Source organism: Achromobacter sp. Root170 (genome assembly GCF_001428165.1).
GTDB classification, from domain to species: Bacteria; Pseudomonadota; Gammaproteobacteria; order Burkholderiales; family Burkholderiaceae_B; genus Achromobacter; species Achromobacter mucicolens.
Genome location: NZ_LMHN01000001.1, coordinates 95,612 through 113,836, shown reverse-complemented (window position 1 = coordinate 113,836; position 18,225 = coordinate 95,612). Strand labels below are relative to the sequence as shown.

Annotated in this window: 14 protein-coding genes, 1 tRNA gene and 1 pseudogene; 1 reads left to right on the top strand and 15 read right to left on the bottom strand. The window is 64.7% G+C overall.

Going from position 1 to position 18,225, the window contains the following annotated elements; translation table 11 throughout:
* Positions 1-6: 6 nt before the first annotated feature.
* From ASD87_RS27580 to ASD87_RS00440, 12 genes and pseudogenes are all read right to left on the bottom strand, one after another.
* Positions 7-123, bottom strand: a pseudogene (locus ASD87_RS27580) (DUF192 domain-containing protein); the annotation flags it as partial.
* Between the two features lie 113 nt (positions 124-236).
* Positions 237-1,109, bottom strand: coding sequence for a type II secretion system F family protein (locus tag ASD87_RS00490; protein WP_056315753.1), 873 nt, complete (start codon positions 1,107-1,109; stop codon positions 237-239).
* An 11-nt stretch (positions 1,110-1,120) separates the two neighbouring features.
* A complete protein-coding gene (locus tag ASD87_RS00485) occupies positions 1,121-1,966 on the bottom strand; it encodes a type II secretion system F family protein (protein ID WP_056315750.1) in 846 nt (281 codons plus the stop codon).
* Complete coding sequence (locus ASD87_RS00480; RefSeq protein WP_056315747.1) at positions 1,963-3,666, bottom strand: ATPase, T2SS/T4P/T4SS family; 1,704 nt, start codon at positions 3,664-3,666, stop codon at positions 1,963-1,965. Before ASD87_RS00480 ends, ASD87_RS00485 begins: the two co-directional genes overlap by 4 nt.
* Entirely contained in the window at positions 3,653-5,032 is a 1,380-nt protein-coding gene (locus ASD87_RS00475; protein ID WP_056315744.1) for a type II and III secretion system protein family protein, read from the bottom strand. Before ASD87_RS00475 ends, ASD87_RS00480 begins: the two co-directional genes overlap by 14 nt.
* A complete protein-coding gene (gene cpaB / locus ASD87_RS00470) occupies positions 5,029-5,832 on the bottom strand; it encodes a Flp pilus assembly protein CpaB (RefSeq protein WP_056318585.1) in 804 nt (267 codons plus the stop codon). Before cpaB ends, ASD87_RS00475 begins: the two co-directional genes overlap by 4 nt.
* A complete protein-coding gene (locus ASD87_RS00465) occupies positions 5,829-6,599 on the bottom strand; it encodes a hypothetical protein (protein ID WP_056315741.1) in 771 nt (256 codons plus the stop codon). The genes cpaB and ASD87_RS00465 overlap by 4 nt, the downstream gene beginning before the upstream one ends.
* On the bottom strand, positions 6,596-7,177 hold the full coding sequence (locus tag ASD87_RS00460; protein WP_235512583.1) for a pilus assembly protein: 582 nt from the start codon (positions 7,175-7,177) through the stop codon (positions 6,596-6,598). The genes ASD87_RS00465 and ASD87_RS00460 overlap by 4 nt, the downstream gene beginning before the upstream one ends.
* Before the next feature lie 32 nt (positions 7,178-7,209).
* Positions 7,210-8,610 carry a hypothetical protein gene (locus ASD87_RS00455; protein WP_056315737.1) on the bottom strand — a complete coding sequence of 467 codons (1,401 nt, stop codon included), beginning with the start codon at positions 8,608-8,610 and terminating at the stop codon, positions 7,210-7,212.
* 14 nt (positions 8,611-8,624) lie between these two features.
* Positions 8,625-8,891, bottom strand: coding sequence for a hypothetical protein (locus ASD87_RS00450; RefSeq protein WP_056315734.1), 267 nt, complete (start codon positions 8,889-8,891; stop codon positions 8,625-8,627).
* Positions 8,892-9,275: 384 nt separating this feature from the next.
* Positions 9,276-11,849 (bottom strand): autotransporter outer membrane beta-barrel domain-containing protein, encoded by a 2,574-nt coding sequence (locus ASD87_RS00445; RefSeq protein ID WP_082586161.1) that lies wholly within the window; start codon positions 11,847-11,849, stop codon positions 9,276-9,278.
* A gap of 368 nt (positions 11,850-12,217) precedes the next feature.
* The gene (locus ASD87_RS00440; RefSeq protein WP_056315730.1) at positions 12,218-12,556 is read right to left on the bottom strand and encodes a DUF6693 family protein; all 339 of its coding nucleotides are present in this window, start codon (positions 12,554-12,556) and stop codon (positions 12,218-12,220) included.
* 113 nt (positions 12,557-12,669) lie between these two features.
* On the opposite strand from ASD87_RS00440, the gene ASD87_RS27575 reads away from it, so the two are divergent.
* Positions 12,670-13,026: a tyrosine-type recombinase/integrase gene (locus ASD87_RS27575; protein WP_369818489.1), complete on the top strand. Its 357-nt coding sequence runs from the start codon at positions 12,670-12,672 to the stop codon at positions 13,024-13,026.
* A gap of 25 nt (positions 13,027-13,051) precedes the next feature.
* Here the strand turns inward: ASD87_RS27575 and ASD87_RS00435 are convergent.
* The 3 genes from ASD87_RS00435 to dnaG all read right to left on the bottom strand — a co-directional run bounded on the left by ASD87_RS00435 (position 13,052) and on the right by dnaG (position 18,213).
* Positions 13,052-13,130 (bottom strand) — tRNA-Ile (locus ASD87_RS00435).
* Positions 13,131-13,137: 7 nt separating this feature from the next.
* Positions 13,138-15,405 (bottom strand): RNA polymerase sigma factor RpoD, encoded by a 2,268-nt coding sequence (gene rpoD, locus ASD87_RS00430; RefSeq protein WP_056315728.1) that lies wholly within the window; start codon positions 15,403-15,405, stop codon positions 13,138-13,140.
* Between the two features lie 732 nt (positions 15,406-16,137).
* A complete protein-coding gene (gene dnaG, locus ASD87_RS00425; RefSeq protein ID WP_056315727.1) occupies positions 16,138-18,213 on the bottom strand; it encodes a DNA primase in 2,076 nt (691 codons plus the stop codon).
* Positions 18,214-18,225: the final 12 nt, after the last annotated feature.

Genomic DNA, 18,225 nt, shown 5'->3' with positions numbered 1-18,225 from the left:
CGCCACCCGCCACGGCGCAAGCGCCCGGCGCAATCGCACAACCCGGCCGTCCCGGCCGATGAACGCCACGTCGATGGCATAACGCATGCCGAAGGTATGCACCGCGGCACAGGGAATCAGCATCACCCCTGTGCGCGGCCCGGGCGGCGCCCGCCCCAGCAACCCGCGCATCCGCCCCCACCACCGCTTTACCGTCAACAGCCGCAGGCGCCCCTGGCGCAATCGCGCGGGGCGGCTCATTGCACGCTCTGCAGCAACTGCATCGCGATGGGAAACGCCAGCACGATGAACGTGCAAGGGAAGATGCAGCCGATCAACGGCAGCAGCATCTTCACCGGCGCCTGCATCGCCAGTTGCTCGGCCCGCGTATGGCGGTCGCTGCGGCACTGCGCCGCCTGCGCGCGCAAGACCGGCCCCAGGCTCGCTCCCAGTGCCTCGGCCTGCGCCAGGGCCGCCGCCCAATTGCGCGCCAATGGGCTGTTGCTGCGCTCGGCCAAGGTCTTGATCGCCGCGGTTCGGGAAACGCCGGCGCGCATCTCGGCCAGCGCATCCGCCAGTGCGTCGCGCAGCACGCCAGGCGGCCCGCTCTGCGCCGCCAAATGCAGCGCGCCCTGAACGCTCAGTCCGGCCTCGACGCACAACGTCATCATGTCGAACACGAAGGGCAAGTCGCGTTCGATGGCGCGGCGCCGCTGCGTGCCCAGGCCTTTCAACCACGCCGCCGGCGCCACCCCGGCGGCCAGCGCCGCCGCAGCCGTCCAGAGCACCCACGACACGGAGCCGGGTGCAGCAAGCGCCACCGCCAAGGCGCCGGCCACGCCACCGGCAGCGGCAGCCGCGCTACAGCACAACGCCGCGATGTGCGCATACCCGACTCCTGGCGGCAAGGCCGCCCGCGCTATCGCCCGGTTCAGCCGCAGCCGCCAGCGCCAGGCGCAAAGGGGACCCGCCAACGGGGCCACCGCCACGATCCACGGCCATGCGGCGCGCCACCACCACGGCATCGCACGCTCTGCGTTCTGTTCCTGCCGCAGCAACGGACACAACAGCACCCACGCAAGCCAGGCCGTTCCTGCCGCCGTCGCCACCATGCCCACATAAAGCCACATCCCGCCCCCTTTCAGATATCGATCCGCATGATCCGCCGGATCAGCAGCACGCCCGCCGTCTCCAGCACCGCCACGATGGCCAGGACACCCCATCCCATCGGCGTATGCCACAACAGACTCATGATGTCGGGCTCCAGCCGGTCCAGCACCGCCAGCAGCAGCAAGGGCAGCGCGCCCACGATCCAGGCTTGCAGCCGCCCCTGCGAGGTCAGCGCCAGCAGCTTCGCTTGCAACTGCAGGCGAGCCCGCAGTGTCTGCGCGATGCTCTCAAGGGCCTCGGCCAGATTGCCGCCGGTTGTTGCCGCGATGCGCATGGCAGCCACCACCAGCGCGGTCGAGTCGGCCGGCATCCTGGCCTGCAGGTTGCCAAGCGCAACCTCCCATGGCACGCCAAGACGCTGTTCGCGCAGCATCAGGCCAAACTCCTGCGCCAGCGGCGCGCTGCTCTGTTCCACCACGTGGCGCAGGCCAGTCGTCATGGCCACGCCAGCCCGCAGCGCGGACGCCAGCATCAACAGCGCCATCGGTAATTGCGTTTCAAAGCGCCGCGCACGCCGACGCCGCAGTCCGTCAACGACCGACCTTGGCAGGCGCGAAGCCGCCAGCGCGAACAAGGCCGCCAGCAACGCGCTTCCGGTGGCCGAGAACGCGGCCGCCGCGGCGGCAACCCCGCAGATGATGGCGCCCGCCCACAGTTGGCGCGGGTCGATGAAGAGGAACACCTCGCTCAACCGCACGCCCGCATCCTGCGTGTAGACCTCGCGGTATCGCCGTAGCGCCGGCGCAAACCAATTCTGAGCGCGCCACGCAAGCAACCCCGCGCACAGCATCGCGGCCGCCGCCGCAAGCCAGATCATGGCAAGCCCTGCGCAAAGGACGCAACGCCCGGCCCCTGGCCCGCCAAGTCCGAAAACCAGGTGGCGTCCAGGCTCACGCCCTTATCGGCCCAATCGCGCGCAAAGCCGGGCAGCGCCCCGCATCCCCGAAATCCGTGGCTGCGGTCAAACCCGAACAAGTCCTGCAATTGGATGCGGCCGCTTTCCATGCCCGCCACTTCGACGATCGACGTGACCACGCGGCGGCCGTCCGCCAGTCGTGCCTGCTGCACGACCACGTCCACGCTGGCGGCAATGTGCTCGCGGACCGCGGACAGCGGCAGGTCAAGCCCTGCCATGAGAATCATGGACTCCAGCCGGGCCAACGCATCGCGCGGAGAGTTGGCATGCAGCGTCGTCAGGGAACCTTCGTGGCCCGTGTTCATGGCCGTCAGCATGTCGAACGCCTCGGCGCCGCGGCATTCGCCCACGACGATACGGTCAGGCCGCATGCGCAGCGCGTTGCGCACCAGTTCGCGGATGTCGATTCGGCCTCTGCCTTCCTGGTTGGCCGGCCGGGCCTCCAGCGCAACGAGATGCGCATGGTTGAGCCGCAATTCCGCAGCGTCTTCGATCGTGACCACGCGCTCGCCGTCCGGAATCTCGTTCGACAGGATGTTCAGCAGCGTGGTCTTGCCCGCCCCCGTCCCCCCGGAAACGACCAGATTCTTGCGCATCCGTACGCACAGGGCCAGAAACTGCGACATCGCGTCGCTCAGCGCGCCCAGCGCAATCAGATCGGGCATCTGCGGCCGACGCTGCGGAAACTTGCGTATGGTCAGGCTGGCGCCCTTCATCGCCACCGGCGGAATGATGGCGTGGACCCGCGAGCCATCGGGCAGCCGCGCATCCACCATCGGCGAGCTTTCGTCGATGCGGCGCCCCAAGGGCGTGACGATGCGTTCGATTACCCAGCGCACCGACTGTTCGCTGGTGAATGCGGCCTGCTCCCGCCACAGGCGCCCCGCACGCTCGACATAGATTTCGTCGTAGCGATTGACCATGATTTCCGTGATGTCGGGGGCCGCAAGCAAGGGTTCCAACGGCCCGAGCCCAACCGCCTCATCGAGCACCTCGCGGCACAGCGCCGCCTTGTCCGCATGGGGCGGAAGTTCGGCGTCCGTGGCAACGATCTGGACCAGAAGGCGCTCGGCTTCGGCACGAAGCATCCCGTCGCTCATCCCCGCCACGTCGCGCCGTCTCAGGTCCAGTGCGCTCAGCAGGGCCGCGTGAAGACGTCGACGGTCGTGCAGCCGATGCGGGGTGCAGGGCGGAACAACTTTCGGCGCAATGCCCCGGTCATCGCCCATCGACCGGATTTCCGGTTGAACCGGGTCTGATGACATCGCATCTGCACCGTCAAGAGGCGAGGCGGCCTCGGCTTTCCGCATCGACACGCGCAGCCTGCAAGGCCCGATCAGGATCTCGTCTTGAGGCTGTACCGGCGCATGCCGCACGATCCGCACCCCATTCACCATCGTGCCTGCCAGCGTGCCCAGGTCTTCCAGGACGATTTGATCCGCTTCGCACAGAAGCCGGGCGTGCTGACGCCCGACTCTCCAGGTGGGAATCCGCAATCGGCACTGAACGCCCCTTCCGATCAGCACGGGCGCGGGCAGCGTGAGCTGCTGCTGCGCGGCGTCCTCGAAGGTCAGTTCAATGGTCAGTTCAATGTTGAGCATCGCGCCCCTCCGGAAAAGTTGAATCGGCCTCGGCAGACGTCTGTCCCCACTGGGACCCCGCGCCCGAGTAGGGATCCCAACCGATCGCGTCCGAAGGAACCGCCGTCCCGAGGCGGGGAGGATTGGGAAACGCCGCCTGCAGCGTCTCTCGCCCGCGGCGTATGCGATCGGCCATGGCGGGCTCTGCTTGCGACACGATCTTGGGCGTCACGAAGATCGCCAGTTCGGTCTCGCGGCGTTGATAGCGGGTCGAGGAAAACAACGCGCCCAGGATCGGAATGTTGCGCAGCCCCGGCAGACCGCTGACGTCGGTGCCCTGCTCACGCGATAGAAACCCGCCGATGACGAGCGTGTTGCCCGAACGCACGTTGAACTCGGTGGACGCGCGGCGCGTGCGCAGCGCCGGGCCGCCGGGAAGGCTTAGCGACGTGTCGACCGAACTGGCCTCCACCTCGATCAAGGACCGGATGACCCCGTTGCGATCGATCCGCGGCGTGATGTTCAGCGACACGCCGTAGGGCTTGAACAGCGTGGTGGGATTGCCCCGTGCATCCGTGGAGGCATAGGGCACTTCCCCGCCGGCGAGAAACGTCGCACTGGCGCCGCTGCGCGCCAGCAACTGCGGTTGCGCAAGCATTACGGCTTCACCCGTTTGCGCCAGCGCGGCAATGCGCGCCGAAAGCAGCGCATTGACGCCGAAGTAGCCCGCGGCCGACGCGACCGGCGCGGCCGTCTCGATGATCTGCTCGCCAGGACGTGTCATGCGGCTGCGCGATCCCCCATCCCAAGCGAGGCCCGCATTGAGGCCACCCTGCGTCATGCCATCCCAGCGCACGCCGAACTCCTGCAGCCGCGATGTGGGAATCTCGACCACCTGCACGTCCAGCAGCACCATGCGGTCCCATCCGACCTGACCCGTGAAATCCACGACGTCCGGATACCGGTCAACCAGCGCCGCAATACGCGCGCGATCATCGTCGGACAGGTCATCGCCTTCGATGACGATGCGGCCGCCCACGTTCGAGCTGCGCGCCCCCGGAATCCGGGAGAGCAGACTCTGGACCTCCTCGCGCAGTTGTGGCGTGCCGGCTGGGACCACTCGCAATTCGTAGGCTGCCACGCGATCGCGACCTGCCCACACATGCACGGACGACACGCCTTCGGCTCGCGCAAACACCACGACCTCGCGCCCTTCCGCCGCCACGGCGCTGGCTACCTGACTGTTGCCGATGGCGACTCGCCGCACGCCGGGGTGCGGCAACACGCGCGTTTCGCCGACTTGCAGTTCCAGCGTCTGCGTGTTGGACCATGCAGGCAGGCTGCACAGACACAGCACGATGGCGAGCAAGCTTTGAATTCGGTTCATGGCCGCTCCGCGTCAAAGCCTGCCTGTGCATCCAGGCGATCACCGTAAACGATGGCGACACCGGGCACGGGCTTGGGTTCGGCGTCCAGTCCCATGAGAGAAGCCAGATCGCTTTGTGCAACGGGGTTTACGGACGCGGCGTCGTCGCGATGACGCAGCATTGCGGTCAGCACCCCAGCCTGCCGCGCGGCAATGAACCGCATGGCTTGGTCAGGCGTCGCGGCCAAGGTGATGTTGCCCGCGCCGTCGTCGCTCATGGCGGTCAGGACTCGCATGCTCTGCAGCACCGGGACGGTGAGTTCGCGTTGGCGATGATTGAACGTCACGTAGATATCGATGGCATCGCCGCCTTTGAGCATGTCTGCAAGACCGCCAAGGTCCGCCGCGTTGACCGTGAACGCGCGCTGCCCCGCTTCAAGCCGCGCGGCCAGCGAAGGCTGCGGCGGGTCGTAAGTCATGAAGCTTCTCAGCAAGGGGTCTCCAAGCGCCAGATCGGCAAGTAGCGTTGCGCCCAGCACGCTGCCCAGTTCCATCGGGTCGACGCTGGCGCCAGGCGCCCAGGGCTGCGGGATCTTGCGGACGGCCAGATGCACCTCTTCGAGCAATGTGCCGGCCGGCAGGTCATAGGCCGCCACAAGACGGCTGACCAGCGGCGTCTGCGCCTCGGCTTCCAGCGCCTGCACGCGCTGCTGGACGTGCTCGCGCACGGCCCATGCGGCGACCAGGCCCGCCAGCACCGCCAATCCATACACGCCGGTGCGGCGCAACCGCTCGGCGCCGCGGATGATCCAGGGCTTCATGGCGCCCACCCAAGGGCTCGCAGCCCGCTGCCGCCCTCCACAGGCACCAGCCAAAGCTTCATCCGCTCCCGTTCACGCGCCCACCATTGGCCAGCGCCTGCGGAGGGCGCGCCTCGCCCCGCGGGGGCCGCTGACGCCGCCATCGCGGCCCCCTCACTATCCGGGTCGCCCTGCGGCCTCCATCCCGTCCGCCGCAACGCGGCATCAAGCAGTTCAGCCAGCTTTTGAGGCGGCAATGCGTACTGCCAGATCCGGTCGGAAACCTTGACGCCGGATTCCATCACGGCAACGTCCGACCTGACGCGCGCGCCCTTTGGCAGCCACCCCGGCAGATGCGCGGAGGGAGCCGCACGCACAGAAATCGCCGAGAGGCTGCCGACGGTGCGATCCGCGCCCGCGTTTTCCAATTGGGCCACCCAACGCTCATCGCCGACGCGGCCGGACAGGATGAGTTGCCCCGGCAGCACGTGCAGATCCGCCAAAGCAGGTTGCTGCGCGGCCAGCGTTCTGGCCAGGGCCGATGGGCTCTGGGGCGCATCGAACACCCACACTTGCGCGGGCATGCCGTGCAGCCACAACTGATCCGCCATGCGTTCTCGCAAGGCCCCTTCGGGGAGCCGCAGACCCCCCAGGGTGGACACGCCGCCTGATGCGCCCGCGCGTTCGGGCAACAGCATCAACGCACCGCACAGCCCGATGCCGACCGCAAGCAAGGCAGGACGGATTCGCATGCCCTGCCCTTCGCACACTTTTCGGACAAGGTTCATTTTCCGCCCTCCGCACGCCCGCCAAGCCGATCACCAGGCAGCACATCCCCCCACGCGGAAAGCCAATCCCGCGACAGCGCCGGCCGCCCCCACGGCGCCTCTGCCTGGCTGACGGGTCGCTGCGTCCTTTGCACCTCAGCCTGCGAGGTGCGGCTCGCTTGCAACCAGCCCGTTGGCGAAGCCCCAATACGGCGTTGCGCATCCGCGTCGCCATGCGCATAGCCCGCGCCGTCTGCCACGCTGAGGTGACGCGAGACCGGCAGTCCAAACATGACATTGCCCGGAGGCGGCAGCGAACGCACTTGCACGGACAGCAGACGCATTGCCGCGCCAAACCATTCATCCTGCAACGCGCTGCCCCCCGCAACGGAAGATCCAAGCCAGCGTTGCGCGCTGCCTTCCACGTCCATCCGCGCCGGCGCGCGAAGCGTCGCGGCCGGCTGCCCCAACGCCGCCGCCATGGCGGCCTGACGACTAACCTGGGTCGTGCGCTGTGCCGAAAACTGCATCGCGCCGATATCCGAGACCGCCCACAGCAACACGGTCAAGAGCGGCAACGTCAATAGCGCCTCGACCATCGCCTGTCCTTGTTCGTTTGATCCGCGTTGCATCACGGCAACCTCCTGGCCAATGCTTCCTCTTGCGGCGTGACTGCGGAAAGGCGAGCCTGCCAATAGGGCCGGAAAAGCGTGGCGAGCTCCAGGCGCCCGTCGGCGCGCCGCTCCGGCCGGGAAAAGTAGGTCTCGGCAGCCGTGCTGACCGTGATGGCGCCCGTTCGGCCCAGTGCGGCATATCGGAACTGACCGATCGGCGCCGACACAGCGCTGCTGGCGTCCGTCGTTTGGACGACGGACGATTGCAGACCGACCGCCACGGCAAAACGCAAGGGATCGGCAAGACGCTTGGGCGCGACTTCCCGGTAGGCCGGCAAGCCGCCGCCGGGCCACCGGCGCACCCCAGCCATTGCGTATGAGTTCGCCATGGGGTTGTTGGCTCCGTCGAAGATGTTCCAGGACGTGGCGTGTTCCACCCATCGCCAGAAGTCTTCCTGCGAAAAGTCTGCGGGCGGATCTTCGACGAATTCCACGTCGTCGGGCGCACGGCTTTTATTGCCCTGGACGGTGCCCCACCCCATCGCGTATTCGCGGAAGTAGCAGCCAATCCAGCGGTTCGAGCGCAGGGCATGGTAGGACTGCGTGTCCAACGCGCCCCAATGGCCATCCGGCCCAAGCCAGGTCGAGCCGCGCCGCCGGAGTTCGTGCCGAAGCCACGGACACCGGGTGCTGACCACCCAAGGGTTGCGTAGCGTCGTGTTGCGGCGGTCCAGGAAACCATAGCGAGCCGCTGCGCTTTCAATAGCCGGCCGCAGGCCGGCCTTGCGTGTGGCGGCTTGGCGCTCCGTGAAACCCGGCCAGCCGTCCGTCAACACACGCAGACCCAGCGGCGAAGCCCCGGATGCTGCGTCCTGGCCAGTCTTGCCAAACTCGGGATAGTTGGCAGCCAGCACCTCGCGCATGACACGATCCCGAGACATGATGAAATCGCCGGCGATCGCTCGCGCCGCGGCTTCCAGCACCTGATGCACGACGCGATCATGCTGCGCGAACGCGCGCGCCAGACGGCTTTCGGCGTCCGGAGGGGCCTGCGCCCCTTGGTAGGCCGCGCCGGCAGCCGGCCCGAAAAGCATCGCGATCAGGCTGGCTGGCGGATTGCCGCGCCGACGCTGTGATTGCAACGCATCGAGGTATTGCGCCGACGCCCCTAGCGTCACCAGATGCGCCATCGCAACCTGATGCGCGATCTGGCTGCGATTCACGTAGGCGATGGCATTGAGCGCGCGCGCCTGCATGAGCGCACCGCTATAGGCCGCCGCATCCGCGGCGTGGGTCAGGCGGCTGCGCGCCTCGACGGTCTGGCCAACGTTGTACAGGACGACGAGCGATGCCGCGCCGGCGGCCGCGACCATCAAACCCAGGACCAGGGCCTGGCCCCGTTGTTGATCGTCGAACATGGATGGCGGCGCGTTCAATTCGCGATCTCGGCGTTGCCGGTAAATGACTTGAGCGACCGCGCCTTGGTCTGGGCCGCCGCCTTTTGGGCCGCCTGCTGCGCCGCTTTGGATTGCGTGCTGCCGTCTTCGCCGGCAAGCTCGCGAGCCATGGCTGCCGTCTGCGAACGCACGACCTGTCCGAAGTACTGATAAACGGCGATCGCCGCCACGGCGACCAGCGCGACGACAACGATGTACTCCGTCATCCCCTGACCCAGTTGGCGCTTTCGATGCCCCCACATATCTGCTCTCCCGTGCATTGAACGTGGAGGCCAGTGTCGCCAGCGGGCGGCGGGCGGACAATTCGTGGATGCCGAGACGGACAAATCCGCGCACGCCCCCTTGACGCATGTGGATGCCTCAAAGGCCTGCGCCAATGACGTTCCCACCCTGTTTTTGGCAAGGGTTTCCCCTATTGCCGGGCTGAAGTCCGAGCAGTAGATTGGAGTTGCCGGGCTGTCTGACACCCATCGCGTGCGAAGCCGGGCAGGAGCGCCTCAGACTCATCTTGAGCTGGGGCGCTCTTCCATTTGGAGACGCGTTCCTAGTAGGTGCGTTCCTGTCCGCGGGTGCTCGTTTCCCTGCCGGTCACGGTTTCAACACGACGTTGCGACCTAAGCTGGCCCCTACCACTGCACGCGAAAGCCGATCATGCCGCCCACGGCGTGGTTGTCGCTCATGTTGTTGGTTGCGCCGGCCACGCTCAAGTTTCCGTAAACGCCGTAGCGCCCTTTGTTCCATTGGTAGGTCCCGCCAACGCCAAGTGCGGCCCACAGCCGCTCGTCCCGGCTTCGAAAGGACACGCCCGCCACGTTGACGTTCGTGCCATTCATGAACTCGTTGTACAGATTGGCAATGGCGTACACATGCGTTTGCCCGGCCGCCCCTTTCGCAACGGAGCGTTCAGGTTCGTAATCGAGCGACACGCCCAGACGTCCGATCAGACTGTCGCCATCATCAAGCCGCACCTTGGCGCCGAACGGGTCCGTAAAGCTGTCGAAGTCGACGCGAGACCGAATCAACTGCGCCTGCGGCGTCAGCGAAAAGCCCTTGCCGATGTCATGGCGATAGCCTGTCTCCACCGAGATGGCGACGCCGTTTCCATTGTTTCCCTTCACCTCGTCGCGCCCGATCGTGCGCGACGAGATGTCGCTGTCGAACCACATGGCCTGCAATTGTCCGTCCACGTAGAACCCGCTGGCGCCGTACCACGTCAGGCTGGCGCCCACGCCCGTGCCAGTCGTGTCGACCTTGCCCCGGCCATACACAGACGCGATGTCGGCCGACGCGTTGCCATGAGAAAGATTGACGCCAGCCACCAGCATCGAACCATCGGGCTGGCGGTTTGCGACGACGTCAATGCCCGTTTGCAGCTTCCACAGATCGATATCCCGGCTCGACTTCGTCGCCGACTGTGCCGGGCGCATCGAACTGGTGGCGCCTTGGATGCGGGCCCACCCCCCGAATTTTTCCCCGGCCGCGGGCTGACCGTCAGTCCGCCAGAGCCGGTTTCCGACGCGTTGCTGCAACGTCGGCAACGTATTGAGGGAAGCGAGCACCTGGGGATACTGCTCATAAAGCGGTATGCCCGGCTGATAGCGTGGCCCCTCTTCGGGACTTCCGGGAATTTCCTCCACCGGCGCGCCCGGCCCGGGTTCGGGTTCGGGCTCTGGATCAGGTCCCGGCCCTGGCTCCGGTTCGGGAGCCGTCTCCGGTTCCTTGAATTCGGATACGAGATACCAGTGACCGTCCGTGGGCGTATTGCTGCCGCCGTGTTGCAGCGTGTACGCATACGCGCCGGCAATCACGGCTTGCTGACCGTTTTCGGCCCGATAATCGCCCCGAAGGTTGAACGCGCTCGCAGGCGACGCGCCGCCGACCTCAATGACGCGAATGCCATTTACCGTCTGCGCCCCGCTGCCATTCAGATTGGTGACCTTGACGGCGGTATTGCCCACGACATTGCCCGTCACAACCAGTTTGTCGGTAGACGACGCGTCATTGCCAAGCACCGTCTCCAGCTGCAACAGCGAACCGCTGCTGCCCGTGTAGTTCCCGCTGATGGTCAGCGTGCCCAACGAGGCCCCGGGCGATACGGTGCCTGCATTGACGACACTGCCCACCCGTCCGCGCCCTTCCAACGTACCGCCAGAGAGAATCTGCATCGCCGCGCCGGACAGGTCACGATTGACCTGCAGAATGCCCGCGCCGCCTATTTGCGCAGCGCCCGAGAAGTCCCCGTGGTCCGCATTCAGGATGGTGCGACCCGCCATCGCCTCCAACCGCCCGCCCCCGACCAATCCGGTATTGGAGCCCGCGGCATTGTTGGCGCCGTTGTTGATCGTCGCGTCGAACACATATCCGGAAGACGTGTGATTGAAAACCACCCGGCTGTCGCCCGGGCCAAATGAAACACGCGGGGCTTCCAGCGTGCCAGGCGCGACCGGCGCAGCGCCCACATCGCTGCCGATGACAAGTTTGCCGATCCCGGAAGCTGTCGTCCCCATCACCGCGCCCGGGGCAATCACCTGCCCGCCATCCGAGATCGTCAAGCTGCCAGTGCCGAACGAGCCAATCTGAATGGGCGATCCCGAAAGCCACCGGGAGTTGGCCCCGCGGACTGTGACGTCTCCCTTGCCGCCAACGACGCCGATGGATCCCGAGCCTGTCGAAACGTAGCCCCCGTCCAAGATGTTCAAACGTCCCTCGCCCGACATCCCGACGTAGAGCAGCTGGTTGTTGATCCATTGCGATCCGGCGCCAGTGATGTTCACAACGCCTACGCCGTCGTCGAATTCCCCGAGAACGGCGCGTTGGCTCTGGACCACGCCACCGCTGGCAACCGTCAGTGTCCCTGCCGCGCTCCAGCCGACATTCAGCGTGCTCAGGCTGTTGGCGGACACCTCCCATCGCGCGTTTGGGCCGGTCACCGATACCACCCCGGCGCCACCGAAAACACCTCCCAGGTAAGCATCCGGGCTATTCAACAGACCGCCACTCAACACGTTCAGCGTGCCGGCTCCCCTATTTCCAACCAAGAGGGAGCCGTTCGTGTTCCAAGGCGAAGCCTGAGTTCCGGGAACGGATACCGTCTGCCCGCTCTCGATCGTGATCTGAGCGACCGATACCCATGGAAATGCCAGGAGGGGGAGCAGCGACGAACGAGACAGTACGCCGGACGGCAGAGCGTTGTTTTTCATGAAACTTCCTCCGATCGAGCTTCGGTATCAGCACATGCCAAACATCAGACGGGGCGGGATGGGCCCTCCCCTCATCGCCCACAGCCACGAGCGGTTTCGAGGATTATTGGGGAATAGTCCTTTTGGATGAGCAAGTGTTACGCGGGGTTACCAATCAGGAATGGCACCGCGGCGCGGCTCGCGCAGCCTCACGCCCAACCGTGGCCTGGAAATGAAAACAGCCGCCATTGCCGGCGGCTGCGGTACCTGAGTGTCGTGACGCTGCCAGCCGCTGCCCATGCATCCCGGCGGACAGTTTTCTCCTGGCACCTGCTCTCCGGAAACAAAAAAACCGCCCGGAGGCGGCCGTCTGCGGCATAGCGTCGGCGTCAAAGTGTGACGTCAATCACTTTAGTGTGATTCATGCAATGCGCGTTGATCTTGTACAGGAAGATCAGATACCCGATGCCGAAAGTGACGATAGAGATAATCGCCCAGATGACGATATTTCCGATAATGCTGGCCAGATCGATGGTGCATTGCAGGCGGCCAACACGGCGTCCAGAATCATCGAGCACCGAAGTGCGGCTGATGATGAAACGCTGCATGTAATACGGAAACACGAAAAGCGCTAGGCCCAACGTGACGATACTCAGGAGGATCCAGATAATCCCGTGGCCGATGATGTCTCCGACGGTGAGATCCGACTTCAATTTCAACTGCTTCATGGTGTGGAACTTCCTGCGGCTTATATAACAGCCTTAGTTTTTACCATTTTTTTGCAGTTGTTTCAAAAAGAGACTTCGATGCGCTCAGGCAAAGCCGAAGGATCGGCACGCCAGTGCACCTCGGCTCCTACTTGTCCAAGGCGCAAGAGCCAGGGAGATTTGCCCCACTTCCCCCTGCGCGGCCTTTCTCGTGGCGTCTCGCTCGCGCGGCTCAAGCGTCCGGCTGCGGGGCACATGGCTCAACAACTCCAGCATACTGGGGCCACCTGCGCTTTCACGACCTGCGACACAGCACAGCGAGCCAGATGATCAACGCCAAGGTCGACCTATACACCGTGGGCGCCGTGATGGGGCACAAGTCAGCAGCCAGCGCCAAGCGCTACGCGCACCTGGCCACCGAAGCCATCAAAACGGCGCACAGCCAGATTGGCAAAAAAACCCACACACAAAAGAAAACGCGGGCTGCATGAACTTCATGCAAACCCGCGTCATTCTTGGTAGGCCCCCCGAGAGTCGAACTCGGCACCAACGGATTATGAGTCCGCTGCTCTAACCAGGCATGAGCTAGAGGCCCAGGAAATTTACTGCCCTTCCAGGAAGCTCTTCAGCTTGTCGGCCCGGCTGGGGTGACGCAGCTTGCGCAGCGCTTTAGCCTCTATTTGGCGGATGCGCTCGCGCGTGACGTCGAATTGCTTGCCCACTTCTTCCAGGGTCTGGTCGGTGCTCATTTCGATGCCGAAACGCATGCGCAGGACCTTGGCTTCACGCGGGGTGAGAGAGTCTAGCACTTCCTTGACGACATCGCGCATCGAACCATGCAGCGCCGCATCCGAAGGCGCCAGCGTGGACGTGTCTTCGATGAAATCGCCCAGGTGCGAATCGTCGTCGTCACCGATGGGCGTTTCCATGGAGATCGGTTCCTTGGCGATCTTCAGGATCTTGCGGATCTTGTCCTCAGGCATGTCCATCTTTTGCGCCAGGGTCGCGGGATCCGGCTCGGCGCCGGTTTCCTGCAGGATCTGGCGGCTGATGCGGTTCATCTTGTTGATCGTTTCGATCATGTGAACAGGAATACGGATGGTGCGCGCCTGGTCGGCGATGGAACGCGTGATGGCCTGACGGATCCACCACGTTGCGTAGGTCGAGAACTTGTAGCCGCGGCGGTATTCGAACTTGTCCACGGCCTTCATCAGGCCGATGTTGCCTTCCTGGATGAGGTCGAGGAACTGCAGGCCACGGTTCGTGTACTTCTTGGCGATCGAGATCACCAGACGCAGGTTGGCCTCGGTCATTTCGCGCTTGGCCTTGCGGGCCTTGGCTTCGCCGGTGGCCATGCGCTTGTTGACGTCCTTCAGGTCCTTCAGCGGCAGCACGACGCGCGTTTGCAGGTCGATCAGCTTTTGCTGCAGTTCCTGCACGGCGGGAATCTGGCGCTCCAGCGTTTCGGCGTACGGATGGCCGGCGGCCACTTCGTCGACGACCCACTGCAGGTTGGTTTCGTTACCGGGGAACACCTTGATGAAGTGCAGGCGCGGCATGCCGGCACGGTCCACACACGTGTGCAGGACAGCGCGCTCAAGCTGACGCACTTCTTCAACCTGGTTGCGCAGCGTGTCGGCCAGCTTTTCCACCATCTTGGCGGTGAAGCGGATGCCCATCAGTTCGTTCTGGATCGATTCCTGGGCGCGCACGTAGATGTCCGACTTGTAGCCGTCCTTCTCGTACGACAGGCGCATCTTGTCGAACTGCTTGCCCACTTCGTCGAACTTGGCCAGCGCCTTGACGCGCAGGTCTTCCAGCTGCTTGCTGGACATGCCGCCGGCGGGGCCGTCATCGCTTTCGTCTTCATCGGCGGTGACGCCGGCGCCGGCGTATTCTTCGCCGTCTTCCGGATCGACCAGGCCGTCGACGACTTCGTCGATCTGCGCCTGTCCCTCACGCACGCGCGTGATGTGGGCCAGGATTTCGTTGATGGTGGTCGGGCAGGCCGAGATGGCCATGACCATGTGCTTCAGGCCGTCTTCGATACGCTTGGCGATCTCGATTTCGCCTTCGCGGGTCAGCAGCTCGACCGAGCCCATTTCGCGCATGTACATGCGGACCGGGTCGGTGGTGCGGCCGAAATCGGAGTCCACGGTGGTGAGCGCGGCTTCGGCTTCGTCTTCGACGTCGTCGTCGTTGGACGCAACCGGCGCGTTCTCGCTCATCAGCAGGGTTTCGGCGTCGGGGGCCTGGTCATAGACCGCGATACCCATGTCGCTGAACGTGCTGATGATGCCGTCGATGGCTTCGGCATCGACCAGGTCGTCGGGCAGATGGTCGTTGATTTCGCCGTACGTCAGGTAGCCGCGATCCTTGCCCAGCTTGATCAGCTGCTTCAGGCGATTGCGGCGCGCTTCGTATTCTTCCGGCGTGACGGGGCCACGGGCGATCAGGTCCTTGGGATCGGCCTTGCCGCGCTTGCCGCCGCGCTTGGGCGGCTTCAGATCGGGCAGGACTTCGCCTTCGCCGTCCATCGGATCGTCGAAACCGTCGGAGTCGTTGTTGGCGTTCTTGGCGGGGCGGCCCGGACGGCGGCCGCTCGGCGCGGGACGCGCGCTGCCGACTAGGTCGGCCAGTTTGTCTTCGGCTTTCTTGGCGCGGGCCTTCGTCACCTTTTCGGGCTTGTCCGCGGCAACTGCCGTTTTGGCCGCCTTTTTGGCGGCCGTCTTGGCGGCGGGCTTGGCGACCTTCACCGCCGTCTTGGCGGGCGCTTTTTCCGCGGCCATGCTGACGGCGCGTTTGGCCGCCACAGCCTTGGTTTCGGCCGCATCAATTGCAGAGGAGGATTTGCCGGTGGATTTGGTCATAGTCGCTTCCGTGGTCGTCGCAACCCGTTCGGGCTTGTTGCACCGCATAACGCCGCGCCGGATACGGATCCGGTGCGGCATGGAATACGGGTAAATCTGGTGGATCGGCGAAGATCACGCGGCTGCGTTGTTCGCAGCACCGGCTCTTGCGAGCCCGTCTGGCGACGTCTCCGGTTCTTGACCGTTCTGACGCCCGACGTTCATGACCTCATTCAACAGCGGGTTCCGGACGTTGGGGGGGCTGCCTGCCTATAAATAGGCTTTGCTCGCTTATCGGGCCATTGCCCCAAGCAGCTACGTATACACAGCACCCAAACCACTCACGCCACGCGGAATTACCGCCGCTGAACTGCTTTTGATCCACCGCTCAGCTATATTAATTAACGATGTAACAATTTTGACGCACGCGTCCCGTTTCTAACCTTTTTTAGTGGTTAGCGATGCCGCCTGGGCTCAATAACCGGGATGCCCGAGCTTCAGGCCGCTCTCGTCAAATTGGTACATAAATCATTAGATTCCGGCTTCCGGAATAGATTCCAGTTGCCGGACTTCGTGTCACGTTCCTGCTCTTGCTGCATCGATCTGGCGAACAATCCGCCACTAATCGACCTTGAATTTCCAGCGATCATGCAACAGTCGGGCACAGCTGGCAATGGCGGCATCCGCGCGTAGCCGAACTGCGCCGGCCTCACAGGCCCCCGCATGAGCGGAAAACCTTTGATTTTAGCGTATTTAGCGTATCCCGGCACCTTTCAGCACGGTCATGCGGCGGGAGAGCTCAAGATACCGCTTGCGAGCCTCTTCCGAAGCCAGTCCGGAAGCCGCCAGCTTGGCCATTTCATTTTTCGCCGAATCGAACTCGATCCGCCGCAACGCATCGTCCCATTCCGTCTGCGGGTCGGGCAGGTCTTCCTGCGCCAGGATGTCCGCCCGCAGCCCCTTCAATACGGTTGCAAGGTCCGAGTCCGGCTCCGCAGCCTCCAGCAAGGCGCCGACATGGCGCGCGCCGCTGGATTGCGCCAGCATGATCAGGTCTCGTACCAATCCTAGATGGGGGCCATGGTCGATGACTTCAAGCTGCTGATCTCCCATGGAGTCGACCAGCTCGGGATGCGCGAGCAGCAGGCTCAAGAGCCGCTTGGCCAGCGACGGCATGGTGCGGCGCCCCTCAAAGCCGCCAACATCGTTGTCGCGCCGGCCTTTCCAGTTGCCCTTGCCGCCCTTCCAGTCTCCCTTGCCCTTCCAGTCGCTCTTGCCTTTCCAATCGCTCTTGCCCTTCCATTCCGGCTTTGCGCCTGGCTGCCAGCCCGCAGATCCGCCACCAGACTCTTCGCCATGCGAGGCGTACTGGCCGTAATCGTCGGACTCGTCGGCGGGAATGTCGTGGAAGTCGTGGTTGCCGTAGTCGTAGCCCATGTCCGGCGGACCGCCGTCGTGGCTCGGCTCGCCGCCCGGTGCCATGCCGGACTCGGCACCGCCCGACGCGGCCCGCGCGGCCGGCGCAAATGGCTTGGCAGGCTGTTGCGCCAGAACCTGCGCCATTTCCTCAGGCGTCAATTGCACCAGCTTGGCCATTTCCCGTTCGATCTGCACGCGCAACGCGCACTCGGGGATCGTTGCCAGCAGCGGCTTGGCCTCGTGCAGACAACTGGCGCGCCCTTCGGCCTCGGTCATGTTGTGACGCGACGCCAATTCGTCCAACAGGAAGCGCGACAGCGCCACGGCGTCGCCCAGACACGCGCGGAACGCTTCGGCGCCCAATTCGCGCACATACGAATCGGGATCATGCTCCGCCGGCAGGAAGAGGAACCGGATCGCGATGTCATCCCGAAGCACCGGCAGACAGGCCTGCAGCGCGCGCCAGGCGGCGCGCCGGCCGGCCTTGTCGCCATCAAAGCTGAAGATGACCTTGTCGCTGGCGCGCAAGAGCTTCTTGACGTGATCCGGCGTGGTGGCGGTGCCGAGCGTGGCAACGGCATTGGCAATGCCCTGCTGCGCCAAGCCGACCACGTCCATGTAGCCCTCGACGACAATCACCTGGCCTTCCTGACGGATGGCCTGGCGTGCCTCCCACAACCCGTAGAGCTCCTGCCCCTTCGAAAACAGCGGAGTTTCAGGAGAGTTCAGGTACTTGGGTTCGCCTTTGCCGATGATCCGGCCGCCAAACCCGATGAGGCTTCCCCGCGCATTGCGGATCGGAAACATCACCCGTTCGCGAAAGCGATCGTAGCGCCGCCCGTCCTCGGACTCGATGACGAGGCCGGACTCCACCAACGTGGGGTCCTCGTAGTTTGGAAACACCTGGGACAGACCGTGCCGGTCCGTGCCTGACCAGCCCAGGCCGAAATGCGCGGCGATCTCGCCAGTCAGGCCGCGCTGCTTCAAATAGCGGACGGCGGCGGGCGAAGCGCGCAACAGTTTCAGGTAATGGGCTTGGGCAGCGTCCAGCACCTGGGTGTGCCGGGATTCCTCGGCCTTGCGGCGCGCGGACTCCTGCTGCTGGCGGGGACTGCGGTTTTCTTCGGGGACCGTCATTCCCGCCGACGCCGCGAGCGTACGCACGGCGTCGGGGAAACTGGCGCCCGTATGTTCCATCAGGAAGGTGATGGCGCTGCCATGCGCTCCACAACCGAAGCAGTGATAGAACTGCTTGGTGGGGCTGACAGTGAACGAGGGGCTTTTTTCGTTATGAAAGGGGCACAGGCCAAGCAAGTTGGCCCCACCCTTTCGCAACTGCACATATCGCCCGACAACGTCGACGACGTCGACTCGGGCGAGCAAATCCTGGATGAATGATTCTGGAATCAATAGATTCGGGAA